This is a genomic window from Haloarcula sp. NS06 (genome assembly GCF_051122755.1).
Lineage (GTDB): Archaea > Halobacteriota > Halobacteria > Halobacteriales > Haloarculaceae > Haloarcula.
Genome location: NZ_CP184844.1, coordinates 496,472 through 516,235, shown reverse-complemented (window position 1 = coordinate 516,235; position 19,764 = coordinate 496,472). Strand labels below are relative to the sequence as shown.

Annotated in this window: 19 protein-coding genes; 7 read left to right on the top strand and 12 right to left on the bottom strand. The window is 62.3% G+C overall.

Annotated features, from left to right (window positions below; translation table 11 throughout):
- Positions 1 to 53 precede the first annotated feature (53 nt).
- The gene (locus ACODNH_RS06365; RefSeq protein WP_306708511.1) at positions 54 to 863 is read left to right on the top strand and encodes an amidohydrolase family protein; all 810 of its coding nucleotides are present in this window, start codon (positions 54 to 56) and stop codon (positions 861 to 863) included.
- A gap of 61 nt (positions 864 to 924) precedes the next feature.
- Here ACODNH_RS06365 and ACODNH_RS06360 read toward each other — a convergent pair whose 3' ends face one another.
- Positions 925 to 1,830: a glycosyltransferase family 2 protein gene (locus ACODNH_RS06360; RefSeq protein ID WP_306708509.1), complete on the bottom strand. Its 906-nt coding sequence runs from the start codon at positions 1,828 to 1,830 to the stop codon at positions 925 to 927.
- A 273-nt stretch (positions 1,831 to 2,103) separates the two neighbouring features.
- On the opposite strand from ACODNH_RS06360, the gene ACODNH_RS06355 reads away from it, so the two are divergent.
- The gene (locus ACODNH_RS06355) at positions 2,104 to 3,504 is read left to right on the top strand and encodes an RNA-guided endonuclease InsQ/TnpB family protein (protein WP_434531121.1); all 1,401 of its coding nucleotides are present in this window, start codon (positions 2,104 to 2,106) and stop codon (positions 3,502 to 3,504) included.
- A 52-nt stretch (positions 3,505 to 3,556) separates the two neighbouring features.
- On the opposite strand, the gene ACODNH_RS06350 is transcribed toward ACODNH_RS06355, so the two are convergent.
- Positions 3,557 to 4,261, bottom strand: a complete 705-nt coding sequence (locus ACODNH_RS06350) for a class I SAM-dependent methyltransferase (protein ID WP_306708505.1) — start codon at positions 4,259 to 4,261, stop codon at positions 3,557 to 3,559.
- A 250-nt stretch (positions 4,262 to 4,511) separates the two neighbouring features.
- On the opposite strand from ACODNH_RS06350, the gene ACODNH_RS06345 reads away from it, so the two are divergent.
- The 3 genes from ACODNH_RS06345 to ACODNH_RS06335 are packed head-to-tail and all read left to right on the top strand — an operon-like array spanning position 4,512 to position 6,353.
- Positions 4,512 to 4,781 carry a MarR family transcriptional regulator gene (locus tag ACODNH_RS06345; protein ID WP_007188815.1) on the top strand — a complete coding sequence of 90 codons (270 nt, stop codon included), beginning with the start codon at positions 4,512 to 4,514 and terminating at the stop codon, positions 4,779 to 4,781.
- 9 nt (positions 4,782 to 4,790) lie between these two features.
- Entirely contained in the window at positions 4,791 to 5,576 is a 786-nt protein-coding gene (locus tag ACODNH_RS06340) for an MBL fold metallo-hydrolase (RefSeq protein ID WP_306708501.1), read from the top strand.
- Positions 5,577 to 5,609: 33 nt separating this feature from the next.
- Complete coding sequence (locus tag ACODNH_RS06335) at positions 5,610 to 6,353, top strand: YkgJ family cysteine cluster protein (RefSeq protein ID WP_306708499.1); 744 nt, start codon at positions 5,610 to 5,612, stop codon at positions 6,351 to 6,353.
- Between the two features lie 2 nt (positions 6,354 to 6,355).
- Here ACODNH_RS06335 and ACODNH_RS06330 read toward each other — a convergent pair whose 3' ends face one another.
- Positions 6,356 to 6,754, bottom strand: a complete 399-nt coding sequence (locus ACODNH_RS06330; RefSeq protein WP_306708497.1) for a TRAM domain-containing protein — start codon at positions 6,752 to 6,754, stop codon at positions 6,356 to 6,358.
- A gap of 254 nt (positions 6,755 to 7,008) precedes the next feature.
- Between ACODNH_RS06330 and ACODNH_RS06325 the strand changes: the two genes are divergently transcribed.
- Positions 7,009 to 7,251, top strand: coding sequence for a DUF7123 family protein (locus ACODNH_RS06325; RefSeq protein ID WP_306708495.1), 243 nt, complete (start codon positions 7,009 to 7,011; stop codon positions 7,249 to 7,251).
- 197 nt (positions 7,252 to 7,448) lie between these two features.
- A complete protein-coding gene (locus tag ACODNH_RS06320; protein WP_306708493.1) occupies positions 7,449 to 9,326 on the top strand; it encodes a PAS domain S-box protein in 1,878 nt (625 codons plus the stop codon).
- 52 nt (positions 9,327 to 9,378) lie between these two features.
- On the opposite strand, the gene ACODNH_RS06315 is transcribed toward ACODNH_RS06320, so the two are convergent.
- The 9 genes from ACODNH_RS06315 to ppsA form a co-directional block, all read right to left on the bottom strand.
- Positions 9,379 to 9,984 (bottom strand): winged helix-turn-helix transcriptional regulator, encoded by a 606-nt coding sequence (locus ACODNH_RS06315; protein ID WP_306708491.1) that lies wholly within the window; start codon positions 9,982 to 9,984, stop codon positions 9,379 to 9,381.
- A 50-nt stretch (positions 9,985 to 10,034) separates the two neighbouring features.
- Complete coding sequence (locus ACODNH_RS06310) at positions 10,035 to 11,222, bottom strand: SPFH domain-containing protein (RefSeq protein WP_306708489.1); 1,188 nt, start codon at positions 11,220 to 11,222, stop codon at positions 10,035 to 10,037.
- 71 nt (positions 11,223 to 11,293) lie between these two features.
- Positions 11,294 to 11,890: an NfeD family protein gene (locus ACODNH_RS06305; RefSeq protein WP_306708487.1), complete on the bottom strand. Its 597-nt coding sequence runs from the start codon at positions 11,888 to 11,890 to the stop codon at positions 11,294 to 11,296.
- A gap of 72 nt (positions 11,891 to 11,962) precedes the next feature.
- On the bottom strand, positions 11,963 to 12,328 hold the full coding sequence (locus tag ACODNH_RS06300) for a DUF7312 domain-containing protein (RefSeq protein WP_306708485.1): 366 nt from the start codon (positions 12,326 to 12,328) through the stop codon (positions 11,963 to 11,965).
- Positions 12,329 to 12,373: 45 nt separating this feature from the next.
- Positions 12,374 to 14,518, bottom strand: a complete 2,145-nt coding sequence (gene metG, locus ACODNH_RS06295; RefSeq protein ID WP_306708483.1) for a methionine--tRNA ligase — start codon at positions 14,516 to 14,518, stop codon at positions 12,374 to 12,376.
- A 64-nt stretch (positions 14,519 to 14,582) separates the two neighbouring features.
- A complete protein-coding gene (locus ACODNH_RS06290; protein ID WP_306708481.1) occupies positions 14,583 to 15,167 on the bottom strand; it encodes a YqaA family protein in 585 nt (194 codons plus the stop codon).
- 90 nt (positions 15,168 to 15,257) lie between these two features.
- A complete protein-coding gene (gene mfnA / locus ACODNH_RS06285) occupies positions 15,258 to 16,310 on the bottom strand; it encodes a tyrosine decarboxylase MfnA (protein WP_306708479.1) in 1,053 nt (350 codons plus the stop codon).
- A gap of 143 nt (positions 16,311 to 16,453) precedes the next feature.
- Positions 16,454 to 17,356 carry an RAD55 family ATPase gene (locus tag ACODNH_RS06280; protein ID WP_434531120.1) on the bottom strand — a complete coding sequence of 301 codons (903 nt, stop codon included), beginning with the start codon at positions 17,354 to 17,356 and terminating at the stop codon, positions 16,454 to 16,456.
- 57 nt (positions 17,357 to 17,413) lie between these two features.
- Entirely contained in the window at positions 17,414 to 19,723 is a 2,310-nt protein-coding gene (gene ppsA, locus ACODNH_RS06275) for a phosphoenolpyruvate synthase (protein ID WP_434531119.1), read from the bottom strand.
- Positions 19,724 to 19,764 lie beyond the last annotated feature (41 nt).

Below are 19,764 nucleotides of genomic sequence, written 5' to 3'. Positions count from 1 at the left end.
CCAGGCCCGACCTGCACACCTTTTAGCATGGGGGTATACAGACCGTATAGTAGATGTTGGAGTTGGAGCACGGGTTTCGGGTCGTTGACGTGCATGCACAGCTGGAGCCCGACGAGCATCGCCGGCCCCGAGACGGCATGGGTGACCCGGAGCAACTGGAGCGGGAGATGCACCAGGCCGGTGTCGTCCGCTCCGTCGTCTTTCCTGGTGAGCGGGACGGTTCGTATCTGAAAGCGAACAACGCTGTCGCCCGGATGACCGTCGAACGACCGATGGTCGCCTTCGCCAGAGTCAACGGTGCTCGGGACCCGGGGACCGGCCCCGGTTCGACGCTTCGCAACCTCGCAAGTAGTCGCACGGAGGCACACACCTCGCCTGCTGATATCGAACAGTACGCATACGACGACCGGTTCTACGGCTTCAAGCTCCATCCGCCGACCGACGGGCTGCCAGACGAGGACGTGCTCGCAGAGCTCGAGTCGGTGTCGCTGCCCGTCATCGTTCACGGCGGCGACAGGTTCCAACCCGAAGCCGTCGCCGAGTCGCTGTTAGCGTACGACTTTCCGGTTATCCTCTCGCACTTCGGCGCGCACCCGCTCCGGAAGGACCTGATGGAACGGGCCATCGACCTGCTGGAGGTCCATGACAATCTGTATCTCGACACCAGCGCGGTCCGCTACCGAGGGCCGATGGAACGGGCAGTTTTAGAACATCCCGACCGCGTCCTCTTCGGGAGCGGCGTCCCCGGCGTCCACCCGAACGTGGCTGTGATGGAGATTCTGACACTGGACGTCCCCGAAGACGCGATGCGGAAGGTGTTCTCGAACAATCCAAACCGCGTCATCGAGGCGCTGGCCCCCTAACTATCGGCACTCCTGCCTCAGTCGAACGGTTGCGGCCAGTATCGGTTACCGCCAACCCTAGCTACCGCCAGTCGTACACGGTCACCGCGCGGTTCGTGCGCGCGGAGCGACCGTTCGGATTCCGGCGAGCCGTCCGGTCGGTCACGCGTGCCCGGAACCCGTCGACGACCCCGGAGCCGACGCCACCGAACACGTCCTGCCCAGTGCCGAGCCACTGCGACGGCGTCGTCTCCCCGCGCACGACATCGACCAGCGCGTCCTTCGCATCACCGACCGCGTGACTGAGGATTCGCCGCACTACGGTCGGCCGGACGTTGTAGTTCTTCACCAGCCGGTAGGCGAGCGAGCGGTACTTCCAGTTCCAGTCGGTCTCTGCGATGCCGCCATCAGCCTCAAACTCGCGGCTGGCACACATTTCCGTGCTCCAGTCGACGCCGTACTCACCGGCAGCCATGCGGTGTGCGAAGTCCCGGGCGCTGCCGACGTTCAGGTACTCGTCGAACCCGTCGAGCGCTTCCACCACCTCGGCATCAAACGCGACGTTGCCGGGATTAAAGTACGTCACGTCGCGGCCGGCTATCGTCCGCGTCTCCTCCGTTTCGGTCGTCATCCCGGCCCACAGTTGCTGGTGTGTCGGCCCGGTGATAGCCTGTGCGGCCCCCGAAAGCCCGTTTTTCACGGCGTCAGCCCAGCCAGACTCGACTGAGAGTGATTGATGAACGAGCGCGATAACGTCCCCTGTGGCTCGGTCGATCCCGGCGTTGCGGGCGACCGTCACCGAGCGATCGGCGATTTCGACGAGAATAGAGATGTCGTCCCGATCGCGGACCATACCCGTTGTCCCGTCGGCTGACGGGCCATTGACGACAATCACTTCGGCATCGGGGACCTGCTCGGTAAGTGCGTCCAGACAGCCGGTCAGCTCCTCCCGGCCGTTTAACGTCGGGACCACTACCGAGATATCCATACCTCTGGATAGGACGGCGAAGGCGCTTAAAAGTCGCGGGAGACGGACGGCAACCTTTTGCCAGCGAGAGAGTACCGCCGTCGACGGCGCTTCGCGCCGTCTACCTGTGGCGTCTCTGACGCCACGCTGTTCACGGCGGGCGTGAATCGCGTAAGCTCCGGTGAGAACCATTGTGTCACTGCTGGTCTTGAGTCTCCCACGAGCTGATTGAGTTTTACTTTCACCGTGGTTGGCTGATGTTCAAGTTCCAAGAAGACATATTGGAAATGGTTGATGAAGCGCACCAACACGTTCGCTGTGCGACCTCTCTCCGATGATGGAGAGCAACTGCTACGGGACCTGTTGGATGCCTCCGCCGCTCTCTGGAACGAAGTCAACTACCAGCGTCTCATGCGGTACAACGACGAAGACGGTTTCGAGGACGAGGGTGCATGGGACGCCGATACTGGCCGACTCGAAGGCAAATACAAAGGCGTGCTTGGTGCGTCCACCGCCCAACAGGTAATACGCAAAAACAGCGAAACGTGGCGCGGGTTCTTCAAACTGAAAGACCAGTACCACGATGAGTCAAACACGTCGGTCACGGAACACCCGGAACCGCCGGGCTTCCGTGGTCTTGGAAATCGAAGATTTCCAATGGTCGGCGAATCGAAGATTCGCCTCGACAACGAAGATGATGGGCGTGTTCTCAAAGGTGTTATTCGCAACGATGCATACACCGTCGAGTGGGGCGACCGTTCTCGACTTGAGATACTGGTTGGGAGTGAGTTGAAAGACCGATACGATCACACTGGTCGGCTCCGGCTGGAGATCGCTGGCAACCCGAACTGGCCCGACTACGACAACCATGGCCGGTTGGATTTGTGGTACGACGAGACTGATTGCACCTTCCGAGCTTCGCAGCCCGTGACTGTTTCTGACGACGCACGGGACACTCCACTGGCCGACGAAACGGCCGCTCTGGATATTGGTGCGAACAACCTCGTTGCCTGTACTACAACGACCGGCGAGCAACACCTGTACGAAGGTCGTAAGCTATTCCAGCGGTTCCGTGAGACGACGCAAGAAATCGCCCGGATGCAGTCGAAACTCTGTAGGGGTCGATACAGTAGCAAGCGTATCCGGCGGCTGTACCGCAAGCGAACCCGTCGCCGCGACCACGCTCAAGAAGCACTGTGTCGTGACCTTTTGGATCGACTGTACGCCGAGGGCGTGAACACGGTGTATATCGGTGGCTTGACCGACGCACTGGACACGCACTGGTCGGTCGAGACGAACGCCAAGACCCACAACTTCTGGTCGTTCAAGAAGTTTACCGAACGACTGGTCTGTACCGCCGAGGAATACGGCATCTCTGTTGAGGTCCGGTCAGAGGCGTGGACAAGTCAGGAGTGCCCGCAGTGCGGTTCAACAGACCGAACGATGCGGCATCAGGACGCGCTCACCTGTCCGTGTGGGTTTGAGGGCCACGCCGACCTCACGGCGTCGGAGACGTTCTTAGAGCGGCACACAGAACAAGCAGTCAGGCCGATGGCACGGCCCGTGCGGTTCGAGTGGGACGACCACAACTGGTCGGAGTTGCCACGCTCTCCCGCGAGGGATAGTCCCAAAGAACAGCGCACAGACCCGAGTACCGTCCACTGCGACGGGAATGTTGCCTCTGGCGAGTGTTAGACCGACTGAGGCTCTCACGGAGGAAACCCCGGCGTTCACGCCAGGGAGGATGTCATACGTGGGTGTTCCAGTACGACACCGAGGCCAGCTTTTCGCCGAGCGGCGTGCCGCCGAGCGCCGTATCGAGCGACCGGAACGAGGCGGCCAGTTCGTTCGGAATCTTCCGGTAGAAGCCGTACGGAAGCAGCCAGTCGTGGTTCGCGTCAGTCAGTTCCAGTCCGGCCCCGTCTAACAGGCGGTCGATCTCCCAGCGCGAGTAGAGCCGCGATCCCATCGGGAGCGCCCAGTTGTATATCGATCGGGTCGAAAACCGGTTGAACGTATCGAAGAAGACCTGTTCCTTCGAGACGCGGCGCATCTCTGCGAGAAACGCCGCCGGCGTGTCCGCCAGATGGAAAAAGCGCATCGCAAACACAGTGTCAAAATGGTTGTCCGGGAACGGGAGTCGGGCGGCGTCGCCCCGCATGAACTCGACGCGGTCATCGACACCGGTCGCCTGTGCCTTCTCACGGCCCTGCTGGAGCATCGGTCCTGAGATGTCCAGTCCAGTGATGTTCGCGCCGCGCTCGGCCAGCATCACAGTGAACCGTCCGGTCCCGCAAGCTACTTCTAACACGTCCTTATCGGCCACGGGGCCGATTGCGTTGAGGACGGCCTGTTTCTCTCGTCGGTCGATCAGCCGACCGCCACGGGAGAACCGCTTGGCCTCGTACTCTTCGGCCACGGTGTCGGCCTGATACCACTCCTGCCCTTTCACGGTGTATTGCTCACCCCTCGGGGGATAAAACGATACTGGAATCCCCTTTCGTCTGCCAGACTGTTTTTCCCACTATGCCGGCTCCGGTCGCACTCGCTACCCTGATAGGTCTGGGTGTGATTTTCGGATAGAGACGAGAACCGCACGATGGCGGCCATGTATAAGGGAACATTAAACACTTCATAGAATCTGTATTGTTTGGTCATGGATATAGCCAAGTTTTACCAGTAAGTCTTGAATATCAACCACTATGAGCGCATTAACTGAAAACGCTGCACCAGCACCTTTCACTGACGAGGAGTTCCGCGACACCCTACGGGAACTCCCGCCGAGCGCGAAGCTCGTTGCGAAGGTACTGGAAGACGATGCCCCGTTGTCACAGGGAGACTTAGCCGAGAGCTCACTGCTCCCGGATCGCACTGTCAGATATGCACTGAACCGGCTGGAGGAGTCCGGGCTGGTTGATTCGCGGTACAGTTTCACCGACGCACGCAAACAGGTTTATTTCCTCACGGTCTGACCCATCGGTATGGACTGGCACCGGGCCGATGTGTCCGTCCCGACACGGGCACCGACCGGCAGCACGGCGGCATACGTTTGCGGCGATGAGGCGGCTCTTCTCGTGGACCCTCCAGACACCGACGATGCGCTCGATTCGCTTCTCAGCGACCGGTCCCTCGCACACATTGCACTCACGCACCACCACCCTGACCACGCCGGTGCCGTTGCACACTATGCCAGAGAGACAGGCGCAACGGTCTGGGCGCATCGCGGTCGGGCGAGCGCGTTCGAAGCCGCGACCGGCGTTACCCCCGACAGACTGTTCAGCGGCGGGACGACAATTCCAACCGACACCGGCCCAGTGACCGTCATCGATACGCCGGGGCACGCGCCGGAACACGTCGCCTTCGGAACGGATGGAGCCGTTGTCTCCGGTGACCTCGCCGTTGCCGAGGGTAGCGTCGTCGTCGGCGCACCCGAGGGCGACGTTCGGGCCTATCTCGCGTCACTTCGGCGACTCCACGCCAGAAACCCCGACGTGCTGTTACCGGGCCACGGCCCGCGTATCGAGACGCCGCGGGAGACCTGTGCACGACTCATCAACCACCGACTGGAGCGCGAACGGCGTGTTCGAGACGCTGTCCACGACGGGGCCGCTACGCTGGATGAAATCCTCGAAGCCGCCTACGAGAAGGACCTCACCGGCGTGCGCGATCTGGCACGCGGGACGGTGCTGACCCATCTTAAAAAACTGGCTGTCGAGGGTGCTATCTCATGGGACAGTGAGCGAGCCGCACCGAATGCAGCGGAGTGACGCCTTTTTGCCCATCGGCCCGCTATCAGGGCTGTGGACTCTCTGGAAACCGAACTCGAACGGGCCCGTGCCCTTGAGGAGTCGGAACTGGCCGACGCAATCGAGACTATCGGGTTCGAATGCACCCGCTGTGGAGCCTGCTGCAAGGCCGAGTCGGCGTGTGGCGAGGGCGGAGAGAGTACCGACGAGGTTGGCGGGCCCATTGATGGGTCTGGCGAAAACGCTGATTCGGCCGAAACCGATGCTGAACCCCACACTGCGACGGTGTTTCCTGACGAGATTCGGCAGCTACAGGCTGCCGGCGAGTACGACTTCCGCGACGTTGCCCGGCCGATGCCGTACGGATTGGCGGACGGGCCGGACGGCCCCGAAGGTGAGACGTTCGAGTGGGCGCTCCAGACCGACGACTGCGGCGACTGTACCTTCTACGCCGAGGGCGACGACGGCACAGGTGCCTGTACGGTCCACGGGGACCGTCCGCTTATCTGCCGGACCTACCCGTTCAGCGTCGCGCTCGGCGGGACGAGCCAGCCGATGGGCGAAGCCGTCGGCGAAGAAGGGATAGTCCGGGCCCACGAGTGTGAGGGGCTCGGCCGGGACATCTCCAGATCCGACGCCGAAGAGTTGGCCGCAGCGCTCAAAGAACGCGCCGTTCGAGAATTGACGGAAGCAATTGGCGTCCGCGACACCTATCGACCTGTCGATCCATCAGCCGGACAGGTCGTCGTTCACGACTCCGAAGGGGCAAAGCGCCCCGATGGCAGCCCTTACGAGTAGCGTCACACGTCGTCGATGATTTCGCCGACCGCGAAGTTCGACTTGACCTCGGTAACTTCGATCTTGACTCGTTCGTCGATTTCGGCTCCCGGAACGATGATGACGTAGCCGCGCTCGACGCGAGCGATGCCGTCGCCCTGCTTGCCGATATCTTCGATCTCGACGTAGCGCGTCTCACCCGGTTCGACCGGCGGCTGTGGCTGGTCCGGCGGCGTGTCTGACACCGTCTCCTCATCCGTCTCTGTCCCCTCATCTGCGGAGATGAGCGCAACGCGGTAGGTGCTGCCTGAGTCGACTGCGCCCGTCTCGATCTCTCGACGCGGGACCTCAACGACATACCGGTCCCCCTCGTCGCGGATATCGGCACTGAACAGACACAGCAGTTGATCCGAGATTTCCAATGTGATATACCTCCGTTCGGCCACAAAACAGCCCATTATTAAAGAACTGCCGGAGCGAGCGACCGCTGCCGTCCAAACTGCGAGGCGACGACGAGCAACGGACGGTGTTTCCCGCCTGTACCAACCGGCCGTCGCGTGGCCCAATTCGCGGCAGTATCCCCACTTCGAGTGAAAGAAAACCGCCAGAAGGCGAGCCATTAACCGTCTGTACCAAATCCAATAAGGGTGTCTCGGTACTGCTAGTAACTGTACTAATGAGCGCCACCGCACAAGCCCCCGACAGTCCGCTCTCGGACAAGCAGCGACGTATTCTGGAGTATCTCCGTTCCAATGCTGACGACCAGACGTATTTCAAATCCCGACTTATCGGCGACGAACTCGGCCTCTCGGCCAAGGAAGTCGGCACAAACATGACCGCCATCGCCGACGGCGACCACGATCTGGCCGTCGAAAAGTGGGGCTACTCCTCCTCGACAACGTGGATGGTTGAAGCCTGAACTAGCACTGACTCCGACGCGGATACATCGGGACCTCCACCAGACCATCCACACAGGCCCGATGTGGGCCTGCGTAGAGAACAGTTGGTGCCGTCGCTCACTCTTCGGTTCAGCCGCTTTACCTTGATACCTCAGGAAATATAGGAAAAATACAATGTCTATATTGATAACCATTGAGGCCGTAGTCAATCGCATCAATGGGCGAGGCTGGTTCCGCCATCCGGGTGCTTCATGTCGACGACGACCGACAGTACGCAGAGACGACAGCGGCGTTCCTCAAGCGAGAGCGGGTCAAGTTCGATATTGAGATTGCAACGAGTGCCACAGCAGGCTTGCGTCTGCTCAAAACGGAGGCAATTGACTGTATCGTTTCTGACTACGAAATGCCGGGCGAGAATGGCATCGACTTCCTCGAATCCGTCCGCGAGGACTATCCTGACCTCCCGTTTATTCTGTACACGGGCCGTGGTAGCGAAGCCGTCGCCAGTGACGCTATCTCTGCAGGTGTCACTGACTACCTACAGAAAACATCCGACACCAGCCACTACGCCCTTCTCGCGAACCGGATCGTCAACGCCGTCGAACAGTACCGGTCACAGCGCGCCCTCGAAGCGAGTAAAGACCGGCTCTCGCTGTTTATCGACCAGTCGCCGCTCGGGTTCGTTGAGTATACTCAGGACTTCGAAATCATCCGCGTCAACGACACCCTCACAGATATCTTCGGCTACACGAAGGACGAACTGGTCGGGGAAACGTGGGAGGTATTTGTCAGCGACGAAAGCTACGCCGACGTCGCCCAGGTTACATCCGAACTCAGTGAGGCCGCTGGCGGCTATCATAGCGTTGATCAGAACGTCCGGAAAGACGGCGAGTGTATCATGGTCGAGTGGCACAACCGACTCGTCACCGACGATTCGGGCGATGTTGTCACTATCTTCTCGCACTGTCAGGACGTCACAGAGCGCATTGAGCATGAACAAAACCTCGCCAAGTTACGGGACTTCTTCGCCGGGGCTGAGGAGCTCGGTGACCTCGGTGCCTGGGAGTTCGACGAAACCGGGATGTTGACCTGGACAGAGGGCACCCGCCGCATCCACGAGGTCGGCGACGACTTCGAGCCGACAGTCGAGGACGGGCTGTCCTTCTATCATCCTGAAGACAGGGAGATGGTTGCGGACGCCGTCGATGCGGCACTCGAAGACGGGGAACCGTACGATATCGAGGCCCGACTCATCACTGCGACAGGTGATCATCGGTGGGTCCGAACCCACGGCAAACGCGTCGAGGGCGCGGAGAAGCGGACCGTTCGGGGCTTCTTCCAGGACATCACCGAACAGAAGGAGCGCGAACGCCGGCTCCGCATTCAGAACGAGCGGCTGGACTCCTTTGCCAGCGTCGTCAGCCACGACCTGCAGGGCCCACTGACGACTGCACAGGGCCATCTGGAGTTGGCCCAGCAGGAAGTGACCAACGAGCACTTAGACAGCATTGATGCCGCTCATGAACGGATGCAAACGCTTATCGACGATATCCTGACGCTGGCACGGGACGGCCGCGAGGCGACGACCACCGAGCCTGTCAACCTGCGAACCGCCGCAACTGCCTGCTGGGAGACTATCGAGACGGAGAACGCGGTCTTGGAGCCCGATACTGATAGCATCGTCCTTGCTGATCCCGGCCGGTTGCGGCGGCTGCTTGGGAATCTGTTTCGGAACTGCATAGCACACGGGTCGGAATCCCTGCCTTCTCAGGTGCAGCAAGACAGCATGGAGCATGGCTCGATAGGACGGTCGGGACAGTCCGGCGGGGCTGAGAACGACAGCGGAGTAACGGTTACTGTCGGTGATATCGACGACGCCAGCGGCTTCTACGTTGCTGACGACGGCCCAGGCATCCCCGAAGACGAGCGAAAAACGGTGTTCGAGGCGGGCTACTCGACTGCGTCTGAAGGCACTGGCTTTGGCCTCGCAATCGTGGCCGATATCGCCGCCGTCCATGGCTGGGATATCAGTGTGACCGACAGCGAATCAGGTGGTGCAAGGTTCGAAATTACTGGTGTCGACAAAGAGATGTAACGGCGACACAGACGCAAGCGAACCCATAGCGAGCAGAGTACCGACGCAGGTGTCACGGGTCGTATCGCAGCAGTGAGTCGGCCTCGCCGGCCAGCGCGGCGACATCGTCGTCGAACGAGTCGGCATACCGAATAAGTAGCGTCAGCACGGTCTCTGGCTCAGTAACCGCGTACCCGTCTGCTCTGGACAGGAGCCCGGCTGACTCCAGATCGGCGGCGTAGTTGCTCACTGTCGGCCGTGAAACGTCCAGTTCGGTGGCCAGTTCCGACGCCGTCACGTCCGGGCGACGGAGGAGTGTGACGAGCATCCCGCGGGCCGTCGATCGCCGCAGGTAACCAAGCGCTACCTGTTCGAACTCGGAGAACTGGCCGGCTGGGAAGTACCGCCGGTAGTCGCCATCTTTCTGTGAGGTAACGACGGCCTCGTTTTCCAGTCGATGGAGGTGGTGCTGGGCCTCACCAGTCCCAAGTTTGAGGTCGTCGCGAAGCTTCGAGAAGTGGGTCCCGGGGTGTGCCGAGACGTACCCGGCGATGGCATCGGGCGCATCGCTCTCGCTCCCGCTGTCGCCAAAGCGGGCAAACGGGCTCGCTGCACCGAGGGCAGCGAAGCGACGGAGCGTCGCTCGCTTGTCCTCGTCAACGTCGCCCTCACGTGTCATTGCTACCGAAAAGGTGGGTCGGTAATAAAACGTCTTCGCCTGATTCTCAGTTAGTTGTCTTTGTCGACTTCCGACGTTCGCGTCGTGTCGTCGGGGCCGCCGGCCACGTCCGTCGTGCCCGAATCGCCGTCTATCTCGGCGTCCATCTCTTCGATGACGTCGTCAGCGTTGTCGAGGCCACTGTCTTGCCCCTGTTTGATTTTCTGGGCTTCCTCTTCCATCGCCTCGACATCGACCTCAGCTTCCTCATCGATCTGACCGAGAATCTTCTCAATATCGTCCAGACCGAGCATCTCGCGGGTCTCGTCGTCGAAGTCAAGCGCTTCCAGCGAGTGGCCGTTCTCCTTGACGTCCGACCCCTGGAGGTGCTTGCCGTAGCGGCCCACCAGCGAAGTGAGCTCCTGTGGGAGGATGAACTTCGTCGATTCGCCCTGGCCGATTTCGGCCAGCGTCTCCATTCCCTTGTCGATGACAGCGCGTTCGCCCATCGACTCGGCGGATTTCGCACGCAGGACGGTCGAGATTGCGTCACCCTGGGCTTCCAGGATCTGGCTCTGCTTCTCACCTTGGGCACGGATGATGTTAGACTGCTTGTCACCTTCCGCCGTCTCGATGGCGGAGCGCCGTTCACCCTGGGCTTCCAAGATCATGGCACGGCGTTTCCGCTCGGCGGAGGTCTGTTGCTCCATGGCCTGCTGGACGTCCTTGGACGGGTTGACCTCGCGGACCTCGACGCTCTCGACACGGACACCCCACTCATCGGTGGGTTCGTCGAGTTCTTTCCGGATTCGGGCGTTGATTTCGCCCCGCTTGTTCAGCGTGTCGTCCAGTTCCATGTCACCCAGCACGGCACGGAGGGTCGTCTGGGCGAGGTTGGAGACGGCACGCTCGTAGTTGTCGACTTCGAGGAACGCCTTCTTCGGGTCCATCACCTTGATGTAGACGACGGCGTCGGCGGTCACCGGCGAGTTGTCGCGGGTGATAGCCTCCTGCCGTGGCACATCAAGCGTCTGGGTACGCATGTCGAACCGCGTCACATCGGAGACGAAGGGATAGATGAAGTGAATCCCCTGGTCGAGGACGCCGCGGTAGGTACCGAGGACCGTGTAGGCACCTTTCTGGTACGGGCGGATGATCACGACGCTGGAATACACCAGCGCGATGGCGATCAGGAGGAAGATTACGGTAACGAAGCCGATGAGTCCTCCAGGCTGTAGCGGTGCTATCGCGGGGGACATGACAATCAGAACTCCGGAGCGCGCAATGAAAAGGCTTCGGTGTCCATGTCACAAACTACCGAATTGCACACCTATGCCCGCTCGGACTCTCGTTCCGGTTCAGTGTCCGCATCGCTCCGGTCTCTGTCACGTTCGAGCGCGCGGTCGATTTCATCTGCCCCCGACCCTACCGGCTCGACGTCCAGAACGTTCCCGCCGCCGGGGTCGATGACGATGACTTCTGTCCCCTCCTCGATGGGGTCGCCAGAACTGCGAGCCTGATAGTACGGATTGAAACCGCCGTCTTCCAGTTTGACCTCGCCGTCGCTCCGGGTCACGCGCTCGGTAACGGTTCCGAACTGGCCGGTAAGTGAGTCGGAACTGAGCGTCTGGCCGCGGCCTGGCGCAGCGAAATCGAGCTTTCGATATCCCCAGAGCGTGACCGCTGTCGTTGCAAGCACGACGACAGTAAGGATGAGTGGCGCGAGGATACCCAGGCTCGCTGGGATGAACAGCCCGACCAGCCCCGCTGTCAGCAGGGCCACGCCGAGCACGAAAAAGTGGGTCCCGGGGGCGAGCGCTTCGCCCACGATGAGGCCCGCGCCGGCCAGAAACAGCAGAATGGAGAGCGACATACCTAACAGTGGTTCGGCCTGCAGCGGGGCAACTATCGCCAGCGGGTTCACCATGCCCCGACCTAGTGTCGGAGCAGGATTAAGTGTCGGGGTCAGGTGCGACACGCCACAGGCATCGGTGCAGCCTCACGCGTCGCTTGTCCGGACGAAGAACCCGTACAGTACTGCGGTGCCGAGCGCAACGGACAGGACCACGCCACCGAGTGTGGACGGCGTGTACATCTCCGCTCCGAGGAACATCCGCCCGAGCGCGAGAATAGCGATGCAGACCCCCAGTGCGACGAAAACCACATTTTCGGGCTTCGGCGCGTCGGGTGTCACCTCCAGGTCCGGGGCAAAGGAGCCGGCGACTGCGCCCTCCTCGTCGGCGGCGTCACTGTCGGGGTCGTCCTCGACCCGAATCACGTCGGCGTCTGTCGCCAGTTCGTACTCCTCGGTGAACGTGTCACCCGTAGCGGCCGCATCGTCTCGTGCGGCCCCGTCGTCATCCATGTTCCGCGGTACGTGCCGTGACTACAAAAGCGCTGGCGACTGCGGTTATTTAATGCGCGTCCCCAGCGGAGCGTCCTCGTGGGTCGTCAGCAGGTCCGCCTCGTCGCCGGCGGCCAGCACCATCCCGTTGGATTCGATGCCGAACAGCTCGGCTTTCTCCATGTTCGCAAGCAGGATGACGCGCGTGCCGGGAAGCTCCTCGGCGTCGTGGAGTTGTCGCAGGCCGGCGACGACCTGTCGGACCTCGTGGCCGATATCGACTTCCAGACGCAAGAGCTTGTCCGCGCCCTCGACCGGCTCGGCGCTGCGGATCTCGCCGACGCGCATGTCGACGCCCTCGAAGTCCTCGAAGCTGATGCGGTCCTCGACGAGTGGCTGAAGGTCGGCGGTGTCCACGTCGCCGTCGTCCCCTTCATCTGTGTCATCGCCATCGCTGTTGCCATCTGCATCGTCGCTTGCCTCCTCGACTCGCTCCTGCAGTTCCTCGTTGAGTGCCTCGATGTGGTCGTCCTCGACCTGCTCGAACAGTTCCGCAGGCTCGCCGAACTCAGCCGGCGGTGATTCGAGTGCGCTATCGAGGGTCACGTCGGCGACGGAGCCCTGCTCACCGAGCTGGCCCCAGAGGCGCTCGGCCTTGCCCGGCAGCACGGGCTGCATGAGCACCGCGACAGCCTTGGTCAGCTGGACGCAGTCGCGGATGACCTGTTCGGCCCGGTCGGGGTCGTCATTAACGAGGTTCCACGGCTCGTTGCGCTGGATGTACTCGTTGCCGTAGTTCGAGAGCTCGATAGCGATTTCGGCCAGTTCGCGGATGTCGTACTCTCGGACGGCTGTCTCGAAGTCCGTAATCGCGTCCTCGATTCGCCCGCGCACGTCATCGCTAACGGCAGTGTCGGGCGTCCCGTCGTAGTTGCGCTCCGCGAACAGCAGCGACCGGTAGATGAAGTTCCCGACGTTGCCAACGAGTTCGCCGTTCACCCGCTCCTGGAAGCGGTCCCAGGAGAAGTCCACGTCGGTGTCGATCTGTGCGCCGGTGGCGATGTAGTACCGGAACAGGTCGGGATGGAAGCCAGCGTCGAGGTACTCGTCGGCCCAGACGGCGCGGTTACGCGAAGTCGACAGCGCCTTGCCGTCGATACCGACGAACCCGGTCGCCAGAATCGACCGGGGCTCGTTGTACCCCGCGCCGCGAAGCATCGCGGGCCAGAACACCGCGTGATGCTGGATGATGTCGCGGCCGATGACGTGGATTATCTCGCCGCTGTCGTCGGCCCACTCGTTGTCCCACTCGGTGCCGTGGTGCTCCTCACCGTCGACCTTCCAGACCGCTTCCCAGTCGTACTCGTCGTCGCCGACGCGCTCGGTGTACTGTTTCGTCGAGGCGACGTACTCGATGGGCGCGTCAACCCAGACGTACAGCACCAGTTCGTCGCCGCCGTCGACATCCTCCGGATAATCGACGCCCCAGTCCATGTCCCGCGTGATACAGAGGTCCTGTAGTTCGCCCTCAACCCACTCGCGGGGCTGGTTCTGGGCGTTGTCGGTCCCCTCTAGACGGTCGAGGAAGCCCTGGAGGTATTCCTGGAAGTCAGCGAGGCGGAGGAACTTGTGCTCGCGGGTGCGGTACTCGGCGGGGTTCCCGGTCAGCGTCGACACCGGGTCCTCGATTTCGCCGGGTTCGAGGTGGCGCTGGCACCCCTCGTCACATTCGTCGCCGCGGGCCTGCTCCCCACAGTAGGGACAGGTCCCCTCGACGTAGCGGTCGGGGAGAGGCTGGTCCTCCTCCGTGTCCCATGCGACCTCGATCTCCTTCTCGTGGACGTGGTCGTTTTCGACCCACGACCGGACGAACTCTTGCGTGAGTTCGACGTTGGTCTCATCGTCTGTGTGTCCGTAGTTGTCGAACTCAATGTTGAACTGCGGGAACGTCTCGGCGTAGGTCTCGTGGAAGTCAAGTGCGAACTCTCGCGGTGCGACGCCTTCTTCGGCAGCGTTGACTGCTACTGGCGTGCCGTGCATATCTGATCCCGAAACGAACGCCGTTTGCTGGCCGATCCGTCGGAGGGCGCGCGACAGCGCATCCCCGTCGACGTACGTCCGGAGGTGGCCGACGTGCAAGTCACCGTTTGCGTAGGGCAACCCACAGGTCACGACCGCCGGCTGGTCCGTCGGAAACTCGTCGTTGCTCATACCTGTTCGTGTGCCACCGACGGGTCAAAAGGGGGTTGGTTTCGGCGTGGGAGCGACGCTCTGGTCACAGCAACGCGAGCGTGCCGCCGGCAAGCCCGAGTGTCACGACAAGTCGCCCGGCACTGCCGAAGAACGTCGCTGCGCCGAACCGATAGTAATCGCGTTCGAGGACGGTAAACGCGTAGATAGAGATCGTATCGGGAAAGAACGGAACACAGAGCGCGAGCGACAGACCAACGTAGCCGTACTTCCGTGCAAGCTGTACCGTCTTCCGTTCAGACCACTCGATGAGATTGAACCGTGAGCGCTTGATCCGGCGCACGAGTGGGCCGTACTCCTTTGCCTCCTGACCGATATGGAAGGCGACGAGACTACCGAACGCCTTCCCGAGGCCGCTGACGAGGATAATCGCCACCAGGTTCCCGTTCGTGGACAGCCCGAGCCGAAGGGTTTCGGCCGGAACCAGCACGACCTCGCTTGGAAGCGGGAGAATAAACGCGATCAGGAACGAGTACACCGCGATGATACCCAGTCCGGTTGGACCGGTGGCCGTACAGACGGTCTCTTCCAGCGGCGACAGTGGCGTGCCGGCCGTCGCACAGTCGCCGATGAAGGCAATGAACGCTGCGGTCGGTACTACCAAGTCCACGCCTCTCTGTAGCAAACAGGCACTTCTAAACCTTCGTATGTCTTCTCGGGAGCGCTCAATATCGATACGTTCGAGACCAGAGACAGGGGTTCAGTACCAGTCGAGATCCGCGACAAATGACCGTAGCATCGACCGCGTGACGTGGGGCATACACACGACGCGCATCTCGCCGGCACCGGTCTTTGAGACTCGCCAGCCGCGGTCCCTGAGTTCGTCTGTCATCGGCATCGAGAGGTCGGCCGCGACAAGTGGGAGTTCGGGGCCGACAACGTCGTGGCCGCGCGCGGATAACTGGTCGGCCAGCCAGTCGGCGTTGGCCATCGACGTTTCGTACTGCTGTCTGTAGCCCGCCGGCCACAGCGATTCCATCGCTGCGACAGCGGAGGCCACGCCAGCACCCGACCGCGTCCCCGTCAGCGTGAGCTGGTCCGTCGATTCCAGGTACGGCGTTTCGACGGCGAGCTCATCGAGCAGCGACCGGTCGCGGGCTAACAGTCCGCCGGCGGGAACCGCTGCCTGCCCGACTTTGTGGGGGTCGATGGTCATCGTGTCGATGTCCGCGTGGCCGAAGTGCCAGTCGTGGTCGGTAAACGGGAGGTAGAAGCCGCCCCACGCGGCGTCGACGTGACAGAGGGCATCGACCGTCTCGGCGAGGTCGGCGATAGCCGGAATTGGATCGACGTAACCGTACTCGGTCGAACCGGCGACGCCGACGACACACACCGTGTCCTCGTCGACGAGTTCCGACATCGCCGCCATGTCGGCGCGGTAGTCCGTCGCCGGCGCGGTCCGCAGTTCCACGCCGAGCACGTCGGCGGCCTTGGTAAATGAGAAGTGCGCGTGGACGGGCGCGACCACGTTCGGGTCGTCCGTGTCGGCGCGGTTCCGGGCGATGCGTATCGCCTGCAAATTAGCCTCTGTTCCGCCCGAGGCGACGTAGCCCGCGGGGTCGGAGAGCCCGGTGACCTCACCGAGAGACTCGACGGCCTCGCGTTCCAGATCGGCGATGGTTTCGTACGTGCCCGGGTCTCCGGGGTTCGTCGCGAGGAAGCGTTCTGCCGCTTCGCGTGCCGACGGATGTGGCACGGTACACATCGACGAGAGGACGCGCTCGAAATCCTGTGGCTCTGCCCGCTGGAGCATCTATCGGGTGTATAGCGGGGGAGTGGTTTAGCCGTTGTGCTCGTGTGTTTCGTTGTCTGCTGTTTATTCGCTCCAGTGGCAGAATACTGGCCAGGACGGGTTAGCCATCCGTACGTAGTCCGTTCGCGTGCTCACCGACCGAATTACCAGTTCGATGGTCCGATCTTCTTCGTCGCTTTCGCACGAAAGCCTGTGGGACCGATCAGCGACTCGAAAACGGTCTGACGCTCAGTGTCGAGCGCGCCACCAAAGGAGCCGACCCGCATCGTTCGATACGTCTCGAATCCCTTGTCGTTGGAGTAGAAGTAGACACTGCCGTGCAACAGGCCGTGGATGAGTTCGTCCGACCGCACGTCGCCGGCAGGTCGGTCAAGCTTGACGAAAGCCACGTTTCCCCAGTTGACGACCGCCTCTCGGAGCCCCATGAGGAACGCGACCTCGTGGTTCTGTGGCAGACCGAACTCCGTCGCTCGTTCGAGATCGGTAAGCGAGTCGATGACGATGAGCGTCTCTGCGGCGTCGCTCACCCGGTCACTGATATCGGATAACAGCTTCTCGAACGTTTCCTCAGCGGGCTCTCGCTCCGGCGGCTCCGCGTCGGGCTGTTCGATTTCGGTGTCGCTCCGTCGAGCATCGAACAGCGGCTCTGGGACCGGCAACAACTCCATGAACCGCTGGGAGAAGTCGGCGACGGTCATGTGCTCCGTGAGCGCCTCAAACTGGTAGCCGTCGAGGACGGCATCAAGTTCGCTGTAGACGTGTTCCCGGTCGTGTGAGAGCGTGATGTAGGTCACCGAGTCGGGAATCGACCCACTGCGCCGAGCGATGCCGTTCGGGACCATGTCCGGGCGGTGTTTCGCAAGCATCAGCGTCGCGAGACTCGTATAGGTGAACGCATCGCCCCCCGCGTCCGACGCCCCGGCCAACAGGACCGTGCTCCCTGTCGGAATCCCGCGGACCTGCCCGTCCAGCCCGGGGATGCCGAAGGGGATGTACGACACACCGGAGCTGATACTCTTGGCTTCCGGTGTCGATTCGGGTGCCATACTGCAACGAAGCGAACGGAACAAAAAAGCCTGCTGGCTACGCCAATCAGCCGCGCCTCAGCGGACCGATTCCAGCAGCAGCCGCTGTTCGACGCGCTTGACCTCGTGTTGGACGTCACGCACGGCGTCGATGTTCGGCGAGATGGAGGTGACTCCCTCGTCGACAAGGAAGTCGACCATCTGTGGCTTCGAGGCGGCCTGACCGCAGATGCTCGTGGCCACGTCGTGCTCGCGGCAGGTCCCGATGACCTGGCGCATGAGTTCGAGGACGGCCGGGTGGAGTTCGTCGAAGCGGTCGGCAACGTTGCCGTTGTTGCGGTCGACGGCCAGCGTGTACTGGGTGAGGTCGTTCGTCCCGAAGGAGACGAAGTCGATGCCAGCCTCGCAGATGCCCTCGATGGACAGCGCGCTCGCCGGCGTCTCGACCATGACACCCCAGTCGCGCTTCTCGGGGTCGATGCCGACCTCCTGCATCAGTGCCTTCGCCCGCAGGATGTCCTCGGCGTCGGTCACAAGCGGGAGCATCAGCTCGACGTTGTCATAGCCCAGGTCGTACAGGCGCTCGAACGCGCGGAGTTCGAGCTTGAACTCGCCGGGGCGGTCGAGCGACCGTCGGATACCGCGGTATCCGAGCATCGGGTTGTGTTCGCTTGGCTCGTCTTCACCACCCTGCAGCTGGCGGAACTCGTCGGAGGGGGCATCAAGCGTCCGGACGCGGACCGGACGCGGGTAGAACGCTTCGGCTACCGAGCGGACGCCCTCGACAATCTCGTCGATGTACGCGCGCTCGCCGTGGTCCTCAACGTAGCGCGAGGGCGTCTTGTCCGTCGAGAGAATCATGTGCTCGATGCGCAGCAAGCCGACGCCGTCGGCCCCCGTCGCGGCGGCCCGCTCGGCGGCTTCAGGAATGGAGACGTTGACCTTGACCTCCGTTCCGGTCATCGGCTTCACCGCCGAATGTGTCTCGACCGGCCCGGCGTCTTTGTCCTCCTCGGTCGCTTCGGGGACATTGGCCCCTTTTTCGACTGTGCCCTTGTCGCCGTCCAGGGTTATCGTTTCGCCGTCCCGGAGCTTCTGTGTCGCGTCCTCAGCCCCGACAACGGCCGGGACGCCCAGTTCCCGGGAGACGATGGCGGCGTGGCTGGTCATCCCGCCTTCGTCGGTGATGATGCCGTTTGCGCGCTTCATGGCCGGCACCATGTCCGGCGTCGTCATCTCGGCGACGATGATGTCGCCGTCCTCGACCTTATCGAGGTTGTCGAGTTTGTCGACGATGCGGACGACGCCGGTGACCCGGCCCGGCGCGGAGCCGATTCCGGAGAGCCGAACCGCCTCGGACTGGCTCTCCATCGCCCCGCCGTCGGCGACACCCGACTTTGCCCCCGGCGGCTGACTCTCGGCTTCGTTTGCCGAGCCGGCGCTTCCTTCAGGGTCGTCGATAGTCGTTATTGGGCGGGACTGCAGTAGATACACCTCGCCCTCGTAGACCGCCCACTCTACGTCCTGTGGGGTGTCGTAGTGGTCCTCGACGCGCTCGCCGACCTCCAGAAGTCGATGAATCTCCTCGTCGGAGAGGACGCGCTCGTTACGCTTCTCTTCCGGGACGGAGCGTTCGATGGTTTCCCCGTCCTCACCCCGAACGCACATCACCTTCTTGTCGGCGACGGTCACCTCGTCGATGGTTTCCGTCTCGCGGTCGATGACGTAGTTATCGGGCGAGACTGCGCCGGAGACGACCGCTTCACCAAGCCCCCACGCGGCCTCGATGATGGCCGTCGGGCCACCGGTCGAGGGATGGCTGGTGAACATGACGCCGGACTTCTCCGCGTCGACCATCTGTTGGACGACGACGGCGATGTCCACCGCGTCGTGGGCGAAGCCGTTCTCGTTGCGGTAGTAGATGGCCCGCTGGGTGAACAGTGACGCCCAGCACTCCTTGACCCGCTGCAGGAGGTCCGTACGCGAGACGTTCAGGTACGTGTCCTGTTGGCCGGCGAAGGAGGCGTCCGGGAGGTCCTCGGCGGTCGCTGAGGACCGCACCGCAACGTCTTCGTCACCCATCTCGTCGTAGGCGGCCAGCAGGTCCTCGCGGACCGACGGCGGGGTGTCCGTTTCCAGAATCAACTCCTGGGCGCGTTCGGCCGCCTCAGCCAGCGCTTGCGAGTCGTCGCTGTCGACATCGACGGCCTCGAACAGCGGCTCGTCGATTCCAGTTGCTTCGATGAACGACCGATACGTGTCGGCGGTAACGACGAACGCCGACGGAACGGGCAGGCCCGCTCCGGTCAGTTCTCCGAGAGACGCCGCCTTGCCGCCGACCCGCGCCAGGTCGTCGGCACCGATTTCATCGAGCCACAGTGTTGGCATGGACTCATTCGTACCATCTTCAACGACAATTAAGGAAGTTC